The following is a 20,217-nucleotide window of genomic DNA, read 5'->3' on the forward strand; positions in this document are numbered from 1 at the left end:
CTCGGTCCTGTGTAATCGGGCTGTTGTAGAGGCTAATGGTGCCAGTTCAGACGCAAAACTATTCATTTGCTCGCCACACTCTTGTGAAGTTGTGAAAACCCGTTTTTTCACGCTCTTTTGAAGACGTGAACCTCAAAAAAGGGCTGCCTCAGCCTGGCACCTGGCCCGAATGGATGACGCCATGCAGGGCATGGGGCACAAACGGGCGAACAGCTTCAGTGTCCGAGCAATGGCAGCTCTGGCAGATTCGCGAAAAGTGGTGGTTTGCAAGGTGCACAGCAAGCACGCAGCTTCACTCGATCTGTGTGGGCGGCTCTCTGTGGGCGGTGCGGGGTGCCAAATACCTGGGTATTGGCGGTGCTGCGAGGCCCGATCAGGAGACGTCCTTATAATCGGGGGGAGATTGTAACGAAGAAATGCGCAGAAATGATCCTGTTTAATGACTTTTATTAGGTGTTTGGTCAGGTGGCCAGCAAGGGTTGTACCCCGGGGCGGGCCAGGCGCGGGGTGATACGGGCGCTGGCGGGCAGCGGCTGGTGCAACCAGTTGAGGCGGATTTCTTCTATCTCCACCCAACCATGGCCCGCAGGTGCCTGGCTGCAATGCTTGAAGGCTTGGCAGCGACCCTGGGCGTCGAGCAGGGCGTAGCTGCGAAATTTGGGCCGAGGGCTGAACAGGGACCAGAGAAAGTGCATGGCGATGTACCAGTTGGGGCAAGTAGGGCCAGCATGCATGGTCGGCGTTACACCGCTGTGTAATGCCTGTGACGGCGAGGTGACAGGAACCGCGGTGTGCCGTCCCTGTCTGAGCCTTGACTAACTCTTGGCTGACGCTGGTTAGCCGCTGCCGAGCCCCGCTATACTGGCGCCCTGTTTGTGCCTGATTTCTGGAGAAATGAGCATGTTGCAACGCCTGTTGTTCGGTTTGATCACTGTGACCAGCTTGTCCCTGGTTGGCTGCGCCCACAGCCCGCAACAACTCAGCCCTGAACCTAAACTCACGACTCAACTGGCCCCTGTAGGTCACGGTCAGCCGGTGGTGGTGCGGGTCGTGGATGGTCGTCCGTCGCCGACCCTGGGCACTCGCGGTGGCCTGTACCCGGAAACCAGTGCCATCACTGTCCAGGGTGCGCAAATCCTGCCGAAACTGCAGGCCCAGGCTGAAGCCGCCGTCCGCCTGTTGGGCTTTACCCCAACGTCCAACGCCTACAACGCTCCTCAATTGACCGTGACCCTGGCCGAACTGAAGTACCAGTCGCCCAAGGAAGGCCTGTATGTGACTGAAGCCACCATTGGCGCGACCTTCCGCTCCGATGTGCAGAACGCCAACCGTCGCTACAGCGGCCGTTATGGCGCGTCGCTGGATCAGCGCTTCGGCATGGCGCCGAACCAGGAAACCAACACCAAGCTGGTGGGCGATGTACTGAGTGACGCCCTGACCCGCCTGTTCAAGGACCCGACCATCGGTCAGATCCTCGGCGAGTAACAGCCCGCCCCGAATCATCGGCGGGCCCAAAAGAAAGCCCGGCTTCATCCCTGAAGCCGGGCTTTTTCATGTTCGCGGGCCGGGGTTCAGGCGGCTTCCACGTAGAAGTCCAGGAAGCTCAGGCCGGTGGCCGGATCGCTTTCCGGCAGGTCCGCATGCTGATGGCCGCCCAGGGCGCAGTACACCAGCCAGTGACGGTCCTGGACGTTGAACGCCAGGGCGCCAATCAAGGCTTCCTGCTCGTCGCTGGGGGAGATCAGGTACAGGCGATCCTGGTTTTCGGCGTGCAGCATGACAAGCTCCATGGACTATCAAGGTGCAACAGACTGGCTTGTTCAGATGACGAATGGATGACAGGGCAATTTAAACCGCCAGTCCCCGTAACTGGTCGGAAAAAACCGGGCAAGGTGTCGGGCTTTGGGTAGAATCCGCGCCGCGCGCTGTCGATCGACGGCCCGCCAGTTCTGTTTGATTCGAGGTTCATGATGTCGCTGCAAGTGCTTTGGTCGTTGTTCAATGCCCACCCCGCCAAACTGATCAACATTCTCGCCCTGCTGTTTGCCTGCCCAGGCGGCTGGGTGCTGCACGCCACCCGTCGTCGTGAGCAACGCGCCATGGCCAGCCTGGCGGCACAAAGCACCCAGCGCGGCGTCGAACAGCCGCTGCCCATGCTCGACCTGGCGACCGTACGCATGAACCGGTTTTTCTACCGCTTCGGTTTTTCCTGCCTGGGCCTGGCGCTGCTGGTGTCGTGGATTAGCACGCGTTTCTGAGTCGGCGCGCGGGACGGTTCTGCACCTACAACAACGGCGCCCTGGGGCGCCGTTGCGGTTTTTCTGATCGGTGTTTTACAGCGCCAGCCCGGCCTTGACCCGGTACTGATTGCGCACCGGCGTCGCGTATTGCAGCACCAGGTACGGGCGATGCTCGGGTGGACAGGCGTCCAGCCGGCGCTGCCATTCTTCCTGGGCCTTGGCCAGCTCCTGGGCCGGGAACACGTCCTCGGCCTTGGGCACCTGCAACTGCGGGTCGGCCTCGTTCCACTGGGCATACGCCAGGTAATGCACCGGGAACAGGCGGTAGCCGCCGAGAATTTGCCGGTCCATCTCAATGGCCAATTGCTTGGTGTCTTCAAACGGCTCGCTGATGGGCGGGGCGAAGTTCACATGGACCCGGCCTTTATAGCCCGTGATGCCCTTGGCGATGCTGACGTCGTCCTCGCCCGGCACCTTGGTGTAGCTGCCGGTGGTGGCGCGGATGTACAGCTCCCGGGCCTTGGCCTGATCGCAGGGGTCGTATTCGTAGCTGATGGACACGGGCGTCAGGTTCAGCGACTGGATCACTTCACCGAACGGCTCGTCCTTGCGGCTCATGTGGAACATCTTGAGGATCGCCGACTCGGTGCGATCGTCGCCGTCCTTGGCCCGGCCTTCGGCCTGGGCGATCCAGATCGATTGGCAGTCGTTGCGGATCGAGTGGTTGATGTACGCCGACAGCAGTTGGTAGGCCGCCATCTTCTCGCGCCGACCGGTGATCGAACGGTGCACGATAAAGCTCTTGTTCAGGCGCATCAGGTCGCTGACGAAGGGCTTTTGCAGGAGGTTGTCGCCAATGGCGATGCGCGGCGTGGGCAGGCCGGCGTGATACACCGCGTAGTTGACGAAGGCCGGGTCCATGACGATGTCACGGTGGTTGGCCAGGAACAGGTAGGCAACGCCGGACTTGAACTGCTCGACCCCGGTGTAGGTGACGCCGTCAGTGGCCCGCTCGATGGTGTGGTCGACGTAGAACTCGACCTTGTCCTGCAAGGTCGCCACCGTCGTGACCCCGGCGAACTCACGGCGCAGCCGTTGCGCGATCAGGGGTTTGAGCAGCCAGCCGAACGTGCCGGCAAAACGCGGGAAGCGGAAGTGGGTGAGGATATCTAGAAACGCCTTGTCCCCGAGCAGCCGGGCCAGCACCGCTGGTACTTCACTGTCGTGGTAAGGTCGGATGGCATCGAATTCGCCCATCATGCTCTCTTGTTGGAAACGGCTAGGGTAAGAAGAAGGTTTGGATCGAAAAATGGCCGGGCACGGTCTGAAAAGTCAGCTCAAACAAAAATAGCCCTGCGAATAGACCGGCGATTATACGCACAAGTCACTCGGGAGACCGCGATGCTGGAAACCGATCACTATCAATGCCCTTACTGCGGTGAAGACGCTGAAGCCGTGCTGGATCTGTCCGGTGGCGACCAGACCTATATCGAAGACTGTCCGGTGTGTTGCCGGCCCATTGTGTTCCACCTGCAAACCGATGGTCAGGAATGGATGCTCGACGTTCACAGTGAAAACGAGTGATGGGGTGGCCCTATGCAGCGCATCTACGAACCGGAAAATCTGATGGAAGGCGAGTTGTTGCAGAGCATGCTGGCCAGCGAGGGCATTGAGGCTCACCTGGTAGGGCGCGATCTGCTGGGGGGCGTTGGCGAGCTGCCGGTGTTCGGTTTGCTGGGGCTGTCGGTGGAAAACGATCAGGCGCAATACGCACGGGAGTTGATCGCCGCGTACAATGCCGCGCTGCCTATGCCCGGCGAAGAGCCGGAAAGCTTTGCTGGCGTGCTGGTCTGTTAGGCTGGCCGCCGATCCTGTCGAGAGTTGTCTTGCCTCATGTGTGGACGTTATGCGCTGTTTCGTTGGAATCCCGCCTTTGCCGCCTTGCCGGGGTTCCCGGCGGACCAGCGGGCGCAGTGGAGTATTTCGCCCAACGATTCGGTGCTGATCCTGCGAGCCGACGGTGACCAGCGCAGCCTGGCCCGGGCTCGCTGGGGGCTGACGCCGCCCTGGCTGACGGACCTGTCGCGCACCCCGGCCCATGCCCGGGCCGAAACCCTGGCCGAGCAACCGATGTTTCGCCAGGCCTTTCGTGAGCGTCGCTGCCTGCTGCCGGCCAACGGCTTTTATGAATGGCGCGGCACAACCCGCAAGCGGCCCTACTGGCTGACGCCGGGGGAGGGTTCATCGATCTTCTTTGCCGCCATCTGGGAGGCGTATCCGGTTCAGGAGCAGGTCTGGCTCAGCACGGCGGTGGTGACCCAGGCGGCGTCGTCCTTGCGTCGCCGCTGATCCTCGACGCCGAGGGCCAGGCGGCCTGGCTCAATCCCGAGACCCCGCTGCACACCCTGCAAGCCCTGCTGGCCAGCGAGCCCGCGCCCTTGCGTGAGCGGGTCCTGGCCAACCTGGTCAACGACCCCAAACTCAATGGCCCTGAATGCCTGACCCCCGCCTAACCCCGCCTCGCGCCCTGTAGGCGCTGGCTTGCCAGCGATACGCCCGCAAGCCTTCAACACCATTATTCGCGCGGGCGCTTGAGATGGCTTCGCCGGCAAACCGGCTCCTACAAAGAGGCGTTCAGACCCGGAACTGGTTGATCAGGCGCCGCTGTTGTTCGGCCAGTTTGGTCAGGCCAGCGCTGGCGGCGCTGGATTCATCGGCGCCACCGGCCATTTCATTGGCCACCTGGCCGATGTTGATGACATTGCGATTGATGTCCTCGGCCACCGCACTCTGTTCCTCGGCGGCGCTGGCGATCTGGGTGTTCATGTCGTTGATCACCGACACCGCCTGGGTGATGCTTTCCAGGGCCTGGGCGGCCTTGGCGGCGTGTTCCACGCTCTGGTCGGTCTTGTGCTGGCTGTCCTCCATGACCCGCACCACGTCCCGTGTGCCTTGTTGTAGCTGTTGGATCATCGACTGGATTTCTTCCGTGGCCTGCTGGGTTTTCTGCGCCAGGTTGCGCACCTCATCCGCCACCACGGCAAAACCCCGGCCCTGCTCACCGGCCCGGGCGGCTTCGATGGCGGCGTTCAGGGCCAGCAGGTTGGTCTGTTCGGCGATGCCACGAATGGCCGTGAGAATCGCATTGATGTTTTCACTGTCCTTGGCCAGGGTTTGCACCACGCCGACGGCCTTGCCGATTTCCGCAGCAAGGGCGCCGATGGCCCCCGAGGTGTCGCGCACAATCTGCAGGCCCTGGCTGGCGGCCTGGTCGGCGTGGCTGGCGGCTTGGGCGGCCTGGGTTGCGTTGCGCGCCACGTCCTGGGCGGTGGCCGTCATCTCATGCACCGCGGTGGCCACCTGGTCTATTTCCACCATCTGTTTGTGCACCCCTTGGTTGGTGCGAATGGCGATGTCAGCGGTGTGTTCCGAGGAGTCGCTGACGCTCTGCACCGAGGTCACCACCTGGGTGATCATCGCCTGCAGTTTGCCGAGGAAGGTATTGAAGCCCTTGGCGATGGCGCCCAGTTCATCGGCCCGGTCGCTGCTCAGGCGGCGGGTCAGGTCGCCTTCGCCCTGGGCGATGTCGTCGAGCATGGCCACCATTTGCTTGAGGGGGCGGGCGATGCCATGGCCCACCAGCCAGATCACCAGCAGGCCGATGCCTGCAATCACCAGGCCGACCATGGCCATGCTGAAGGTGTCGGCCTTGCGTTGGGCTGCCAGTTCGCCCTGGAGTTTTTGCAGGTCAGCCATCACCGCATCCAGGGGCAGGTGCAGCATGAAGGTCCATTGTGCCTCGGTTTGGCCGATGCCGAACGGCAGGTAGAGTTCGATCTCGTTGCCGGCCTGATCGACGCTGTACGTCACTTCGCCGCGCTTGAGGTGGTTCAGCTTGGCGAGCTTCTCGGCGTCTAGCACTGTGCTGACCGGCTCGCCGAATTTGCTCGAGTCCTGGGTGTAGGCCACCAGGCGTCCATTGCTGCCGATCAGGGCCATCTCCCCGACCCCGTTGTAGAGCTTCTGGTTGGCGCTCAGGAGCATGTCCTGGATGAAGTTCACCGACAGGTCGGCGCCGACAATCCCTTGGAACTGGCCATTGATCAGGATCGGCTGGATAAAGGAGGCGAGCATTACCACCTTGTCCCCGACCTTGTAGGGTGCCGGGTCGATCACGCAGGACTTTTTACTGTCCTTGGAGCACAGGTAGTACTCGCTGGCGCGCACGCCGGTGGACAGGAGTTTTTGGTCATTCACGTCTGCCAGCTTGTCCAGGCCCAGGCTGCCGTCGTCGTTGCGGAACCACCAGGGCAGGAAGCGCCCGCTGGCGGCGTCGATGCCGATGACCGAGCTGCCGATGAAGGCCGCGTCGTTGTGGTCGACGGCACCCGGCTCCCAGGCGATATAGGCGCCGAGCATTTTCGGATTTTTTACGAGGTTTTCCTTGAGCAGGGCGATCAGTTGTTCGCGGCTCAGGTTCAGTTGCGCCTGGCCCTGGGCATCTCTGGCCCCCAGTAGTGCGTTGACCCGCACCAGGCCGTCGGCAATCAGCAGCGGGGCTTCCAGGTCACGCAGGATCTGGCTGACCTGGTTCTGTGCCAGCCCGCTCAGGCGCTGCTCGATGACCTGCTCGAACTGGGCCTGGGTCCGCTGTTGCACCATGTCCTGGGTGCGAGCGCCGGAAAACAGGGCATAGACCACCAGGGCTGCCACCACGCTGAGGACAATGGCACCGGCCAATGCGGCCACAGAAAACTGGATCGACTTGAACTTCATAGAGGCTCCGGGCGCAGGAATTTAGGTCTGCCGTGTTGTATCGGCCGCCGCCTTGCGGGTCATGAGCCTTGAGTGTCGATATGACCGTTTTAGATGGGTTTATGTCGCTATTGATAAGGCGTATTCCGGGTGGTTGGCGCTCTGGCGGGGCATATGAAATTTTTCCTACAGGGTTGGCATATGTATCTGAATCGCGACCGATAACGTGTTTTGCATCTGGCGCGGATACAGTTCCGCCCTTAGGATACGCGCCATGTTTTCAGGGAGGTTTGCATGAAGAAGTCATTAGTTGTGTGCGCACTGAGTGCTGCGGTTCTGCTCGCCGGTTGTGAAACGGTCAACACCACCAGCGGAGGCGTGGTGGGCGTGGATCGCAAGCAATCCATGTTCAGCATGGTGTCCAGCGCCGAGGTCAACCAGTCCTATGCTCAGTCCTACCAGGAGACTCTGGGAGAGGCGAGCAGCCAGGGTGTGCTGGACAAGACCAGTGCCAACGCCAAGCGTCTGCAGGTCATTGCTGATCGTCTGATCGCCCAGGCCCCCACTTTCCGCCCTGATTGCGCGCAGTGGAAATGGGAAGTCAACCTGATCAAGAGTGACGAGCTCAACGCCAACTGCGGTCCTGGCGGCAAGATCATTTTCTACTCCGGGCTGATCGAAAAACTGAAACTGACCGACGATGAAATCGCCGCGGTGATGGGTCATGAAATTGCCCACGCCCTGCGCGAGCACGGTCGTGAAGCCATGTCCAAGCAGTACGCGGTCGGCGCAGGCAAGCAGATTGCTACTTTGTTCGGGGTTTCCCAGCAAACCGTCGCCCTGGGCGACAACGGCGTGAGCTTGCTGATGACCCTGCCCAACAGCCGCGAGAACGAAAACGAAGCGGACCTGATCGGTCTGGAGCTGGCCGCTCGCGCCGGTTACAACCCGAATGCAGCCATTACCCTGTGGAACAAAATGGGCCAGGCTGCCGGCGGTTCCGCACCGCCTGAGTTCATGAGCACTCACCCGGCTTCCACCAGCCGTATCGCTTCGTTGCAGGCGGCGATTCCCAAGGTGATGCCGTTGTACGAGCAAGCCAAGAAGTCTTGATCCCCCCGCGTCATTCTCGGTGACGCTTTCGCCGGCAAGCCAGCTCCTACGTACTTTGTAGGGGCCGACTGGCCGGCGATTTCATTTACAGCCAGCCGCTGCTCTGCATGGCCTTGTACACCGCCACCACGGCGAGAATGACAAAGGCCGACGCCGCCAGGCGACGAATCAGGGTCAGGGGCAACTTGTCCGCCGCAAAATTACCGGCCAGTACCACCGGCACGTTGGCAATCAGCATGCCCAGGGTGGTGCCGATGATCACCAGCCACAGCTCCGGGTATTGGGCGGCCAGCATCACCGTGGCGACCTGGGTCTTGTCCCCGATTTCGGCGAGGAAGAAGGCGATCAGAGTGGTCAGGAATGGGCCGAACTTGCGTGCGGTGCTGGCTTCGTCATCGTCCATTTTGTCCGGGACCAGGGTCCAGAGCGCAGTGGCGGTGAAGCTGGCGGCAAGTATCCAGTGCAGCGTTGCGTCCGAGAAGAAACTGCCGACCCAGGCGCCGACAGCCCCCGCAGCGGCGTGGTTGGCCAGGGTCGCGGCGACGATGCCGGCGATGATCGGCCAGGGTTTGCGGAAGCGTGCGGCAAGAATCAGGGCAAGCAGTTGCGTCTTGTCGCCGATTTCGGCCAAGGCAACGATTGCGGTGGGGACGAGTAGAGAATCCAACATCAGGGTTTTCCTAAGGGGCGGGTCGACACGGCTATGACACGTACAGCCTTCCCGCCCCGGGTAAGGTGTTCGTGTCATAGGTCTTGTCAAACCCCGGGATCCGTCTGTGCGGAACCTCTGGGTCGCATGCGCCATGGTCTGTTGACCAAGTATGTTGACGCATGCCGGACGAGCGTGGCGCTCGTGGGAGACTACTCCCCTAGGACGGAGCGGATTCTGCCTAGGCAAAACCCTTTCGGCAAGCCTTGTGTGTGAAAAATAATCTCAACCACGCTTGGCGCTGTAGATCCGGAATCCCTGGCCTTCGGCCTTGACCGAACAGGGCCCCAGATGCTCTTCGATCAGCGGTTGGTAGCGCAGGAAGCTGTTGGCAACTAGCCGAAGTTCGCCACCATTTTTCAGATGTTGCTTGGCTTTTCGCAGCAGGTTTTCCGTTGCCTGATAGTCCGTGTGAACACCGACATGGAACGGCGGATTGGTCAGGATGCTGTTCAAACCCATGGGCGCGGCGTCGATTCCGTCGCCGGTCAGCACCTCGGCTTCCAGGCCATTGGCAGCCAGGGTCAGGCGGCTGCTGGCGGTAGCAAAGGCGTCGACATCCAACAGAGTGACGGTGTTGTGGGGGTAGCGGCGTTTCACCGTGGCCCCGAGCACCCCGGCGCCGCAACCGAAGTCCAGCACATGGCCGCTCGGCAGTTTGTCCAGGTGCTCCAGCAGCAGTGCGCTGCCGCGATCCAGGCGTCCATGGCTGAATACCCCCGGCAGGCTGACGACTTTGAGCGGGCCTTCGGCCAGGGGCAGTTCATATTCCTGGGCCAGGCTTTCCAGGGCGACCGCCTCGGGGGCGTTGGCCACGGTCACTTGCCACAGTTGGCAGTGCCGCGCGCTGTCCAGCTTGCGCGGCTTGCCGAAGGGGTTGAGCTGCTTGGCCGCACTTTCCACGCCGCTGCGTTTTTCGCCCACCAGGTACAACTCACGGCCGGCCAGACGCGAGGCCAGGGCGTTGAGCAGGTAGTCGGTCAGGTCCTTGGATTTGGGCAGGAACAACACCGCCGTTTCGAAGGCTTCGTTGGGGGCGTGCACGCCGAAATGGCTGCGCTCGGCAAAGCGCGCATCCAAGGCGGCCTGGTCACCGGCGTGCCAGCACCAGCCGCGGGCATTGGGCAGACGACCGAGCAGATCGTCGGCGGGCAAGCCGGCCAGCAGCAGGGAACCTTGAAACAATTCAGCCTGGCGTAGCAGTACTTCGCTGCGAGTGTCCATTGTCTGCACCTGAAAAAAAGTGGCGCAGTTTATCAATTCACAACCCGCAGCGGTGCGCCGTTGAAAAATGCCCGGGCATTTTCCGCCAGTTGGCCGACGATGCGCTGCCGGGCCTCGCGGCTCCCCCAGGCGTTGTGGGGCGTAACGATCAAGCGCGGGATGTCATTGGCCAACAACGGATTGCCAGCGCTAGGCGGTTCGACACTCAGCACATCGGTGGCTGCGCCGCCCAAGTGGCCGCTGCGCAAGGTGTCGGCCAGGGCTTGTTCGTCGATCAGGCCGCCGCGAGCGGTGTTGACCACCAGGGCGCTGGGCTTGAGCAAGGCCAGCTCCCGGGCGCCGATCATGTGGCGGGTATGTTCGTTGAGCGGGCAGTGCAGGGTCAGGGCATCGACCTGGGGCAGTAGCTCGTCCAAGGGCAGGCGGTCGGCCCGGGCGGGGCGACCGGGAATCTGCCCCAGCAACACACGCATGCCGAAGGCTTCCGCCAGGCGCGCCACGGCGCTGCCTAACTCACCGTGGCCCAGCAGGCCAAGGGTTTTGCCTTCGAGTTCGATGATGGGGTAGTCCAGCAGGCAGAACTGCTTGGCTTGCTGCCAGCGACCGGCACCGACCGCGTCCTGGTAGTCCCGCAGGCGGGTGGCCAGGTTGAGCAGCAGCATCAGGGTGTGCTGGGCCACCGAGGGGGTGCCGTAGCCCTGGCAGTTGCTGACGCTGATGCCTTGGGCGCGGGCGGCGGCCAGGTCGATGTTGTTGGTGCCGGTGGCGGCCACCAGGATCAGTCGCAGATCGGGGCACGCAGCCAGGGTGCGCGCATCCAGCAGCACTTTATTGCTGATGGCGACCTGCGCCCCCTGCAGGCGTTCGATCACCTGTTCAGGTGCGGTTTGCGCGCAGAGCTCCAACTCGCTGAAGGTCTCGCGCAGCGGGGTCATATCAAGGTCCCCGAGGTCCAGGGAAGGGTGATCAAGGAAGACCGCGCGGTGATTGTTGGTCATCAACTGTACCTTTTGCACAAGGGTTCGAAGGCGTAATCTGCCGAGCCTAACAGATGAAATAATTAGACACATGCAGGAGCGTCCATGTACCTCACCGAGTTTCTGACCGTTGCCTTGATTCACCTGCTGGCCGTGGCCAGCCCCGGGCCTGACTTCGCCGTGGTGGTGCGCGAAAGCGTGACCCATGGCCGCCGTGCTGGCACCTGGACCGCCCTGGGTGTGGGCTCGGCCATCTTTCTGCATGTGGGGTATTCGCTGCTGGGCATCGGCCTGATCGTGTCCCAGTCGATCGTGCTGTTCAACGCCCTGAAATGGCTGGCGGCGGCTTACCTGCTGTACATCGGCTTCAAGGCCCTGCGCGCGCAGCCGGCCAAGCCGGCAGCGGATGACCTGCAGCAGGAGGCTGGCGAGCGCACGGCCCGCGGTGCCTTCACTTCCGGTTTTGTCACCAATGGCCTGAACCCCAAGGCCACACTGTTCTTCCTGTCGCTGTTCACCGTGGTCATCAACCCGCATACGCCTTTGGCGATCCAGGCCGGTTACGGCGTCTACCTGGCGGCCGCCACGGCGGTCTGGTTCTGCCTGGTGGCGATGCTGTTCAGCCAGCAGCGGGTGCGCGCCGGGTTTGCCCGCATGGGGCACTGGTTTGATCGGACCATGGGCGCGGTGCTGATCGCCATCGGTGTGAAATTGGCTTTTACCGAGATGCATTGAGCGGGGCAGGGCGCCGATTCGGCTGATTCAAGGGCCTGGAGCCCTGGATTGCCCCACAAATACTGGCTTAAAGCTAGTATTTGGGGGCCCTGCAAATCATCCCTTTGGCTGATTTAGCGGTGGCGCAGGAGCTCTAGAGTGAGCATTCTTCAGCTACGACCGAGCAGTCAGAAAAGGGATTCTTATGTTGCAGACTCGTGTGATTCCGCCCGCCGACGGTGCTTACCAATACCCACTACTGATCAAACGGCTGCTGATGTCGGGCGCCCGCTATGAGAAAACCCGCGAAATCATTTATCGGGACAAGCTGCGTTACACCTACCCGACCCTGATCGAGCGTGTGGCGCGGTTGGCCAACGTACTGACCGAGGCCGGGGTCAAGGCCGGGGATACCGTGGCGGTGATGGACTGGGACAGCCATCGCTACCTAGAATGCATGTTTGCCATCCCGATGATCGGCGCGGTGATCCACACCATCAACGTGCGCCTGTCGCCGGAGCAGATCCTCTACACCATGAACCATGCCGAAGACCGCTTCGTGCTGGTCAACAGTGAGTTTGTAGGGCTCTACCAGGCGATCGCCGGGCACCTGACCACAGTGGACAAGACCCTGCTGCTCACCGACGGCCCGGAAAAAACCGCGGAACTGCCGAACCTGGTGGGCGAGTACGAAACCTTGCTGGCCGCTGCCAGTACCCAGTACACGTTCGAGGATTTCGACGAAAACTCCGTTGCCACCACCTTCTACACCACCGGTACTACCGGCAACCCTAAGGGCGTGTACTTCACCCATCGGCAGTTGGTCCTGCACACCATGGGCGTGTCGACCATCATGGGCTCCATCGACAGCGTACGCCTGCTGGGCAGCAACGATGTGTACATGCCCATTACCCCTATGTTCCATGTGCATGCCTGGGGCTTGCCGTACGTGGCCACCATGTTGGGCCTGAAGCAGGTCTACCCCGGCCGCTACGACCCCGAGTTCCTGGTGGAGTTGTGGCGCAAGGAAAAGGTCACCTTCTCCCACTGCGTGCCCACCATCCTGCAGATGCTGCTCAATGCCAAGGCCGCCCAAGGCACCGACTTCGGCGGCTGGAAGATTGTCATTGGCGGCAGCGCCCTGAACCGCGCTCTGTACGACGCCGCCAAGGCCAAGGGGATCCAGTTGACGGCCGCCTATGGCATGTCGGAAACCGGTCCTCTGGTGTCCTGCGCCCACCTCAATGACGAACTGATGGCAGGCAGCGAAGACGAACGCACCACCTACCGGATCAAGGCCGGGGTGCCAGGCCCCTTGGTGGAGGCGGCGATCATTGACGCTGAAGGCAACTTCCTCCCGGCGGATGGCGAATCCCAGGGCGAATTGGTGTTGCGTGCGCCGTGGCTGACCGAAGGGTATTTCAACGAGCCGCAAAAAGGCGCCGAACTGTGGCACGGCGGCTGGCTGCACACCGGTGACGTGGCGACCCTGGACAGCATGGGCGTGATCGATATTCGCGACCGTATCAAGGATGTGATCAAGACCGGCGGCGAATGGATCTCCTCCCTGGACCTGGAAGACCTCATCAGCCGCCATGTGGCGGTACGTGAAGTAGCAGTGGTGGGGATTGCCGACCCGCAGTGGGGCGAGCGGCCGTTTGCCCTGCTGGTGATCCGTGAAGGCCATGTGATCGGGGCCAAGGAACTCAAGGAACACCTCAAGCCCTTTGTCGAACTGGGGCACTTGAGCAAGTGGGCCATCCCCAGTCAGATCGCCCTTGTTACTGAAATTCCCAAGACCAGCGTCGGTAAGCTCGACAAGAAGCGCATCCGCGTCGATATCAGCGAATGGCAAGCCAGTAATAGCACCTTCCTCTCCACGCTCTGAGCGTCCGTTGTCGTGCCCGAAAGGGCACGACATGCCCACCAAGCAAGCGCTTGGCTTGTGAAATCCGAATTTTCAGCCATTCTCCCATCGCCAGTTTCTGCTGGTATGGCAAAGGGGCGCTCCAGCGCGCGCGGGGTCTGCAAATCACACTTTAGAGGGATCAAGCACTACCCCCTGCTGGATATAGTCCGTTCAAGGAATTCTTAAGAACGATGCACCGCGCAGTGCGCTGCGCCATGCAACTTTGGAGGGGGACGCAAGGTTTGTTTGCCCTTCTTTCGAAGTGTTTTTAGAAGAACTCACTGCCATAACAATAATGCACATGGAGTAGCGTCGATGACCTCTGCAAACCAGTTCTGGCGCCGGGCGAAACTGCCTCTGGCCGTCAGCCTCGCTTCAACGCTCGCCGGCCCGGCATTCGGTGTCACCTTCAACGTCGGTGAAATCGAAGGCAGCTTCGACTCGTCCCTGTCGCTGGGGGCCAGTTGGTCTACGTCAAAAGCCAATCGCGACCTGATCGGCGCCAACAATGGCGGCAAGGGGTTGTCGCAAACTTCCGACGACGGTCACCTGAACTTCAAGCGTGGGGAAACCTTCTCGAAGATCTTCAAGGGCATTCATGACCTGGAGCTGAAGTACGGTGACACCGGCGTCTTTGTGCGTGGCAAGTACTGGTATGACTTTGAGCTGAAGGACGAAAGTCGCCTGTTCAAGGACATCAGCGACAACAACCGCAAGGAAGGCGCCAAGTCCTCCGGCGGGCAGATCCTCGACGCCTTTATCTACCACAACTATGCGATTGCCGATCAGCCGGGTTCCGTGCGTTTCGGCAAGCAGGTGGTGAGCTGGGGCGAGAGCACCTTTATCGGTGGCGGCATCAACTCGATCAACCCGATCGACGTCTCGGCGTTCCGTCGTCCAGGCGCAGAGATCAAGGAAGGCCTGATCCCGGTCAACATGTTCTACGTGTCCCAGACCCTGACCGACAACCTCTCGGCCGAGGCGTTCTACCAACTGGAATGGGACCAGACGGTGACCGACAACTGCGGCACCTTCTTCTCCCAGCCGGACATCATTTCCGACGGCTGTGACAACAACCTGCGCGTCTTGAACAAGCGTTCGACCATCAACCCATTGGCGCTTCCGACCATCGATGCCTTGGGCGTGGACGTTAACGAAGAAGGTGCCCTGGTTCGCCGTGGCCCAGATCGTGATGCCCGTGACAGTGGTCAGTTCGGGGTGGCCTTCCACTACAACTTTGAGCCGCTGGACACCGAGTTCGGCGCCTATTTCATGAACTATCACAGCCGTGCGCCAATCTTCAGCGCCCAGGGCGCCTCGCAGTTCTACTACAACGTGCCGCTGGGGCCTCTCGCGGGCGCACGGCCGTTGATCGTCGCCGGCAACTCCAACTACTTCGTCGAGTACCCGGAAGACATTCGCCTGTACGGTTTGAGCTTCTCGACCACCTTGCCCACCGGCACCGCCTGGAGCGGCGAGTTGAGCTACCGGCCTAACGCACCGGTGCAGTTGAACTCCACCGACATCCTGTATGCGGGTGTGACCCCCATTGGCGGCTTTCAAGATGCGTCGCTGCTGAAGGGGAGTCCAGGCCAGGACCTGCATGGCTATCGGCGTAAGGAAGTCACCCAGTTCCAGACCACCTTTACCCACTTCCTCGATCAGGTCATGGGCGCCAGCCGCCTGACCCTGGTGGGCGAGATTGGCGTGACCCATGTGGGCGGCCTGGAAAGCAAATCCGATGTGCGTTATGGCCGTGACCCGGTATTCGGTCCAGGCGAGTTGCCCAATGGCTTCTGCACCACCCTTAACGCCGGGACCGCAGCGGGTGCGGGTACCACTGCCAGCAACGTCAACAGCAACTGCAACAATGACGGCTTCACCACCGCCACGTCCTGGGGCTACCGCGGTCGGGCGATCTGGGAATACCCGGATGTGTTCGCAGGCGTCAACTTCAAGCCCAACGTGGCCTGGTCCCATGACGTCAAAGGTTACTCGCCAGGCCCTGGCGGCAACTTCGAGGAAGGTCGCAAGGCCATCAGCCTCGGGCTGGACGCCGAGTACCAGAACACCTACACCGCGAGCCTGGCCTACACCAACTTCTTTGGCGGCGATTACAGCACCGTGGACGACCGGGACTTCGTGGCCTTCAGCGTTGGCGCGAACTTCTAAGCACACTGTCTTTTCAGGAAGAACAACATGATGAAAACCACCAAGAGTCTGTTGCATATCGGTGTGCTAGGCCTGTCGCTGTTGGCGACCAGCGTCATGGCCGCGGTGTCGGCCGACGAAGCGGCCAAGCTCGGCACCAGCCTGACGCCGATGGGCGCGGAAATGGCCGGCAACGCCGCCGGTACCATTCCCGCCTGGAAGCCGTTGGCGACCAATGCCGGGACTGTGGACAGCAAGGGGTTCCTGTCCAACCCTTACGCCAGTGAGCAGCCGCAATTCACCATCACGGCGCAGAACGTCGATCAATACAAAGACAAGTTGGCACCCGGCCAGTACGCGATGTTCAAGCGCTACCCGGAAACCTTCAAGATGCCGGTCTACCCGTCCCATCGTGGCGCTACAGTGCCCGCGGATGTGTTCGCCGCTATCAAGCGCAACGCCACCAACACCAACCTGGTGTCTGGCGGCAACGGCCTGGAGAACTTCGAAACTGCCGTACCGTTCCCGATTCCGAAGAGCGGTGTGGAAGTCATCTGGAACCACATCACCCGTTATCGCGGTGGCAGCGTGACCCGCCTGGTGACCCAGGCCACACCGCAAGCCAACGGCTCCTACAGCCTGGTGTACTTCCAGGACCAGTTCGTGTTCCGCGACAAGATGAAGGATTACGACCCGAAAAACCCGGGCAACATCCTGTTCTACTTCAAGCAGAAAGTGACCGCCCCGGCGCGCCTGGCCGGTGGCGTGCTGCTGGTTCACGAAACCCTGGACCAAGTGAAGGAACCGCGTTCGGCGTGGGTCTACAACGCCGGCCAACGCCGTGTGCGTCGTGCGCCGCAAGTGTCCTATGACGGCCCGGGTACTGCCGCCGATGGCCTGCGTACCTCCGACAACCTGGACATGTACAACGGCGCCCCGGATCGCTACGACTGGAAGCTGGAAGGCAAGAAGGAGATGTACATCGCCTCCGACAGCTACAAGCTCGACTCGCCGACCCTGAAGTACGCCGACATCATCAAGGCCGGCCACATCAACCAGGACCTGGCGCGCTATGAGTTGCGCCGTGTCTGGCACGTGGTCGCCACCTTGAAGGAAGGCCAGCGTCACATCTACGCCAAGCGTGACTTCTACATCGACGAGGACACCTGGCAGGCGGCAGTGATCGATCATTACGACGGTCGCGGCCAACTGTGGCGCGTGGCCGAGGCCCATGCCGAGAACTACTACGACAAGCAAGTGCCGTGGTACGCCCTGGAAACCCTCTACGACCTGCAGTCCGGCCGCTACCTGGCGCTGGGCATGAAGAACGAAGAGAAACAGGCCTACGACTTTGGCTTCACCGCCACCACCAGCGATTTCACCCCCGCCGCTCTGCGCCAAGACGGCGTGCGTTAATCGGTTGTACCTATAGAGGCCGCATCCTCGCTAAACGCCCCGACTGGTTCGGGGGCGTTTTTTTTGGACTTTTTGTGGCTTGGTCTAATGTTCATTGGGATAAATCTGGCTCGACTACAGATCGTTACATTTTCTTTGTAGGCGTTTTCTATCCATCTGTAGCAAAAATCTCCAAATGGCCGGTTTTTACGGCTAGTCTGCGGGCATCTGCGACGCCGACACCCGCACATCAATAAGAGTTGGCTATGACTGAGCTGTCCCGAATTCCAGGACCTGCCAGTGCGGCAATTCCCGCGTTGGAAGGGCGCTTTTATCGACCTCCCTTGCCCGATGGCCATGTTCCACGAGGCCGTTTGTGCGAGCGCTTGAGTGCCGGCTTGAGCGGGCGCCTGTTGCTGGTGTGCGCGCCCGCCGGGTTCGGTAAAAGCTCCCTGGCCGTGGAGTTTTGCCAGGGCCTGCCGAGTCATTGGCACAGCCTGTGGCTGGGGTTGAGCCGACGGGACAACGATCCGGGACGGTTTCTCGAACGGCTGATGGAGGGCCTGCAGCAATATTTCCCCCTGCTGGGTGGCCAATCCCTCGGGCTGCTGAAAATGCGCCAACGCCATCAACCGTTCGCCTTCGAAGAGTGGCTGGACGGGCTGCTGGATGAGTTGGCGGTGCATTTATCCAGCGCTTCGCCCTTGTTACTGGTCCTCGACGACTATCACTTGGCCCAGGGCCCGGTGCTGGACCGTTGCCTGCAGTTTTTCCTCAACCACCTGCCCGATGGCTTGCTGGTGCTGGTCACCAGCCGGCAACGCCCGGACTGGCACCTGGCTCGCTTGCGCTTGTCGCGGCAGTTGCTCGAATTGCATGAGCAGGATCTGCGCCTGACCCATGACGAATCCTTGAGATTGCTTGATCGCCACAGCAGTTCACTGCGCGGCGAGGCCCTGGAAAACCTGATCCGGCGCAGTGAAGGCTGGGTGGCCGGGTTGCGTTTCTGGCTGTTGGCCGCGTCCGAGGCCGGGAGTGATGGTTTGCCCCAGGTCCTGCACGGCGGTGAGGGGCTGATTCGCGATTATTTGCTGGAAGAGGTCATCGATTGCCTGCCCGCCGAGGTGCAAGCTTTTCTGTACGACACCGCATCCCAAGAGCGTTTTTGCAGCGAACTGTGCGACGCCATTCGCGAAGCCCATGACAGTGCCGAGATCCTGCGGTTTCTCCAGGCCCATCAAGTATTCCTGGTGCCGCTGGACGAACACGGCCATTGGTACCGTTATCACCACCTGTTTTCCGACCTGTTGCGCACCCGCCCAACGGCCGATGCGGTCGTGCCCGCGGCCAGCCTGCACCTGCGGGCCTGTCGCTGGTTCAACGCCCAGGGGCTGCTGGACGAGGCGGTGGAGCAGGCCTTGCGCGCCGGTCACCTGGATGTGGCGGCCAACCTGGTGCAGAACCTGTCTGAAGAACAACTGCTGGCGGAACAGAACGTCGGCATGTTGCTGCGCTGGAAAATGGACCTGCCCGACAGCCTGCTGATCAGCACGCCGCGCCTGATTGTGCTGTACAGCTGGGCCTTGGGGCTGGCGTGTCAGTTGGATGCTGCCGAGGAGCTGGCGGCCCATTTGAGTCGCTTCCTGCCGGCGCCTTCGGCCACGGCGCAAAAGTCCATGCTCGCGCAATGGCTGGCCTTGAGCGGCATTATCGCCCGGGGCCGAGGCCACCGTGAGTTGACCCTGAGCTATTGCAGCGAGGCGCTCGCCAGCTTGCCCCACAAGCGTTATGGGCAACGCCTGATGTGCCTGTCGACCCTGTCCAACCTGGCCATTGCCGACGCCGACCTGTGGCGTGCCCGGAGCCTGAACCGCGAGTCGCTGGAGCTGGCGCAGCGGGTCGGCAATCCGTTGTTCGAGGCGCTGTCCCATTACGATCGGGCGCGGGTGCTGCAGGCCCGTGGCGAAGTGTTGAGGGCCCAGGAAGAGGTGCGCCTGGGCCAGGAGCGCCTGCTGGGCTTATCGGCGCAACGCTTGTATGCGGTGCGTGCCCGGCTGACTTTGTACGAAGGTTATCTGCTGACCCTGCGTTTGCAGCCCGAGGCGGGGTTGGCGCGTTTGCAGGCCGGGCTGGTGGAGGCCCGTGCCTGCCGGGATATCAGCGTGCTGATCGGGCATTGCGTGATTGCCAAGCTGGAAGGCCAGGCCGGGCAGTTCGCCAGGGCCTTTGCCGAGTTGGCCGAGGCTGAGCGCCTGATGCACATCTGGGATGTGCCGCCGATCTACTACCTGGCGATGATTACCCTGGTGAAGTGCGAGCTGTGGCTAGCTCAGGGCCGTACTGACCTGGCCCAGGCCTGGCTCACCCGCCTGGGCCAGACCTACACCGGCGGCCAGGCCGCGGCACCACCGGAATTCCACCCGCAACTGCCGCTGCACATTGAGTTGCAACAGGCGCTGCTGGAGCGTATCCAGGGCCAGCCGGAGCTTGCCGAGGAGCGCCTGGAGCGCTTGCTTGAACACGGCCAGCAAAGTGGTCGGCAGTTGCTGAGCCTGATGGCCCTGAGTCAGAAGGTCAGTTTGCTGCTGGCCAGCGGCCGTGCCCCTCAGGCTCGCCAGGCGTTTATCCAGGCCCTGGAGTCGGCCCAGGGAGGGGCGTTGCAGCCGTTCGACGGGTTGATTCGCGAGCACCCCCAGTGGTTGCGCGAGCAGTTGCAGCAGGCTCAGCAAAGCCCCTTGGCCGAGGCCTTGTTGGCGCGGCTGCCGCAGGCCGCTGCACGAGAGGTCAGCGAGGCTGCGCATCACAGTGAGACCCTGAGCTCCCGGGAGCTGGCGGTGCTGCAGTTGATTGCTCACGGCTGCTCCAATCAGGAAATCAGCGAGCGGTTGTTCATTTCCCTGCACACGGTGAAAACTCACGCCAGCCATATCAACAGCAAGCTGGGCGTGGAGCGACGGACCCAGGCGGTGGCCCGAGCTCAGGATTTGGGGTTGCTGGGTTGAGGAGGCGTCTGTCGGGCTTGATTGGGCG

Annotated in this window: 17 protein-coding genes, 2 pseudogenes and 1 riboswitch; of the genes and pseudogenes, 11 read left to right on the plus strand and 8 right to left on the minus strand. The window is 61.7% G+C overall.

Features of this window, described 5'->3' with window-relative positions; all coding sequences use genetic code 11:
• Window positions 1-461 precede the first annotated feature (461 nt).
• Window positions 462-695 carry a hypothetical protein gene (locus M1B35_RS03810; protein ID WP_268261335.1) on the minus strand — a complete coding sequence of 78 codons (234 nt, stop codon included), beginning with the start codon at window positions 693-695 and terminating at the stop codon, window positions 462-464.
• Between the two features lie 205 nt (window positions 696-900).
• On the opposite strand from M1B35_RS03810, the gene M1B35_RS03815 reads away from it, so the two are divergent.
• Window positions 901-1,485 (plus strand): YajG family lipoprotein, encoded by a 585-nt coding sequence (locus M1B35_RS03815; RefSeq protein WP_123337805.1) that lies wholly within the window; start codon window positions 901-903, stop codon window positions 1,483-1,485.
• A gap of 86 nt (window positions 1,486-1,571) precedes the next feature.
• Here M1B35_RS03815 and M1B35_RS03820 read toward each other — a convergent pair whose 3' ends face one another.
• A complete protein-coding gene (locus M1B35_RS03820) occupies window positions 1,572-1,778 on the minus strand; it encodes a hypothetical protein (RefSeq protein ID WP_123337802.1) in 207 nt (68 codons plus the stop codon).
• A gap of 192 nt (window positions 1,779-1,970) precedes the next feature.
• Between M1B35_RS03820 and M1B35_RS03825 the strand changes: the two genes are divergently transcribed.
• On the plus strand, window positions 1,971-2,258 hold the full coding sequence (locus M1B35_RS03825; RefSeq protein ID WP_268261336.1) for a hypothetical protein: 288 nt from the start codon (window positions 1,971-1,973) through the stop codon (window positions 2,256-2,258).
• A 75-nt stretch (window positions 2,259-2,333) separates the two neighbouring features.
• Here the strand turns inward: M1B35_RS03825 and M1B35_RS03830 are convergent, their stop codons facing one another.
• Entirely contained in the window at window positions 2,334-3,497 is a 1,164-nt protein-coding gene (locus M1B35_RS03830) for a 1-acyl-sn-glycerol-3-phosphate acyltransferase (RefSeq protein WP_268261259.1), read from the minus strand.
• A 144-nt stretch (window positions 3,498-3,641) separates the two neighbouring features.
• On the opposite strand from M1B35_RS03830, the gene M1B35_RS03835 reads away from it, so the two are divergent.
• The 3 genes and pseudogenes from M1B35_RS03835 to M1B35_RS03845 all read left to right on the plus strand — a co-directional run bounded on the left by M1B35_RS03835 (window position 3,642) and on the right by M1B35_RS03845 (window position 4,753).
• Window positions 3,642-3,824: a CPXCG motif-containing cysteine-rich protein gene (locus M1B35_RS03835; protein WP_268261260.1), complete on the plus strand. Its 183-nt coding sequence runs from the start codon at window positions 3,642-3,644 to the stop codon at window positions 3,822-3,824.
• A 12-nt stretch (window positions 3,825-3,836) separates the two neighbouring features.
• On the plus strand, window positions 3,837-4,097 hold the full coding sequence (locus M1B35_RS03840; RefSeq protein WP_123337796.1) for a putative signal transducing protein: 261 nt from the start codon (window positions 3,837-3,839) through the stop codon (window positions 4,095-4,097).
• A gap of 36 nt (window positions 4,098-4,133) precedes the next feature.
• Window positions 4,134-4,753: pseudogene (locus M1B35_RS03845) on the plus strand (SOS response-associated peptidase).
• Window positions 4,754-4,874: 121 nt separating this feature from the next.
• On the opposite strand, the gene M1B35_RS32110 reads toward M1B35_RS03845, so the two are convergent.
• Window positions 4,875-5,717, minus strand: a complete 843-nt coding sequence (locus M1B35_RS32110) for a methyl-accepting chemotaxis protein (protein ID WP_425273385.1) — start codon at window positions 5,715-5,717, stop codon at window positions 4,875-4,877.
• 12 nt (window positions 5,718-5,729) lie between these two features.
• Window positions 5,730-7,016, minus strand: a pseudogene (locus tag M1B35_RS32115) (methyl-accepting chemotaxis protein); the annotation flags it as partial.
• Window positions 7,017-7,289: 273 nt separating this feature from the next.
• Here M1B35_RS32115 and M1B35_RS03855 point away from each other — a divergent pair.
• On the plus strand, window positions 7,290-8,108 hold the full coding sequence (locus M1B35_RS03855) for a M48 family metallopeptidase (RefSeq protein ID WP_123337790.1): 819 nt from the start codon (window positions 7,290-7,292) through the stop codon (window positions 8,106-8,108).
• An 85-nt stretch (window positions 8,109-8,193) separates the two neighbouring features.
• On the opposite strand, the gene M1B35_RS03860 is transcribed toward M1B35_RS03855, so the two are convergent.
• From M1B35_RS03860 to M1B35_RS03870, 3 genes are all read right to left on the minus strand, one after another.
• Complete coding sequence (locus M1B35_RS03860; RefSeq protein ID WP_123337788.1) at window positions 8,194-8,778, minus strand: TMEM165/GDT1 family protein; 585 nt, start codon at window positions 8,776-8,778, stop codon at window positions 8,194-8,196.
• Between the two features lie 88 nt (window positions 8,779-8,866).
• Window positions 8,867-8,991: riboswitch (yybP-ykoY riboswitch) on the minus strand.
• A gap of 51 nt (window positions 8,992-9,042) precedes the next feature.
• Window positions 9,043-10,041, minus strand: coding sequence for a class I SAM-dependent methyltransferase (locus M1B35_RS03865; RefSeq protein WP_268261262.1), 999 nt, complete (start codon window positions 10,039-10,041; stop codon window positions 9,043-9,045).
• Between the two features lie 32 nt (window positions 10,042-10,073).
• Complete coding sequence (locus M1B35_RS03870; RefSeq protein WP_268261263.1) at window positions 10,074-11,039, minus strand: 2-hydroxyacid dehydrogenase; 966 nt, start codon at window positions 11,037-11,039, stop codon at window positions 10,074-10,076.
• An 84-nt stretch (window positions 11,040-11,123) separates the two neighbouring features.
• Between M1B35_RS03870 and M1B35_RS03875 the strand changes: the two genes are divergently transcribed.
• The 5 genes from M1B35_RS03875 (at window position 11,124) to M1B35_RS03895 (ending at window position 20,189) form a co-directional block, all read left to right on the plus strand.
• Complete coding sequence (locus tag M1B35_RS03875) at window positions 11,124-11,753, plus strand: LysE family translocator (protein ID WP_268261264.1); 630 nt, start codon at window positions 11,124-11,126, stop codon at window positions 11,751-11,753.
• Between the two features lie 184 nt (window positions 11,754-11,937).
• The gene (locus M1B35_RS03880) at window positions 11,938-13,620 is read left to right on the plus strand and encodes a fatty acid--CoA ligase (protein WP_123337780.1); all 1,683 of its coding nucleotides are present in this window, start codon (window positions 11,938-11,940) and stop codon (window positions 13,618-13,620) included.
• Window positions 13,621-13,956: 336 nt separating this feature from the next.
• Window positions 13,957-15,813, plus strand: a complete 1,857-nt coding sequence (locus M1B35_RS03885) for a DUF1302 domain-containing protein (RefSeq protein ID WP_268261265.1) — start codon at window positions 13,957-13,959, stop codon at window positions 15,811-15,813.
• Between the two features lie 30 nt (window positions 15,814-15,843).
• Window positions 15,844-17,208, plus strand: a complete 1,365-nt coding sequence (locus tag M1B35_RS03890) for a DUF1329 domain-containing protein (protein WP_123337958.1) — start codon at window positions 15,844-15,846, stop codon at window positions 17,206-17,208.
• A 245-nt stretch (window positions 17,209-17,453) separates the two neighbouring features.
• A complete protein-coding gene (locus tag M1B35_RS03895; protein ID WP_268261266.1) occupies window positions 17,454-20,189 on the plus strand; it encodes a winged helix-turn-helix domain-containing protein in 2,736 nt (911 codons plus the stop codon).
• Window positions 20,190-20,217 lie beyond the last annotated feature (28 nt).

The organism is Pseudomonas morbosilactucae (assembly GCF_023241665.1).
In the GTDB taxonomy this organism is placed as follows: Bacteria; Pseudomonadota; Gammaproteobacteria; order Pseudomonadales; family Pseudomonadaceae; genus Aquipseudomonas; species Aquipseudomonas morbosilactucae.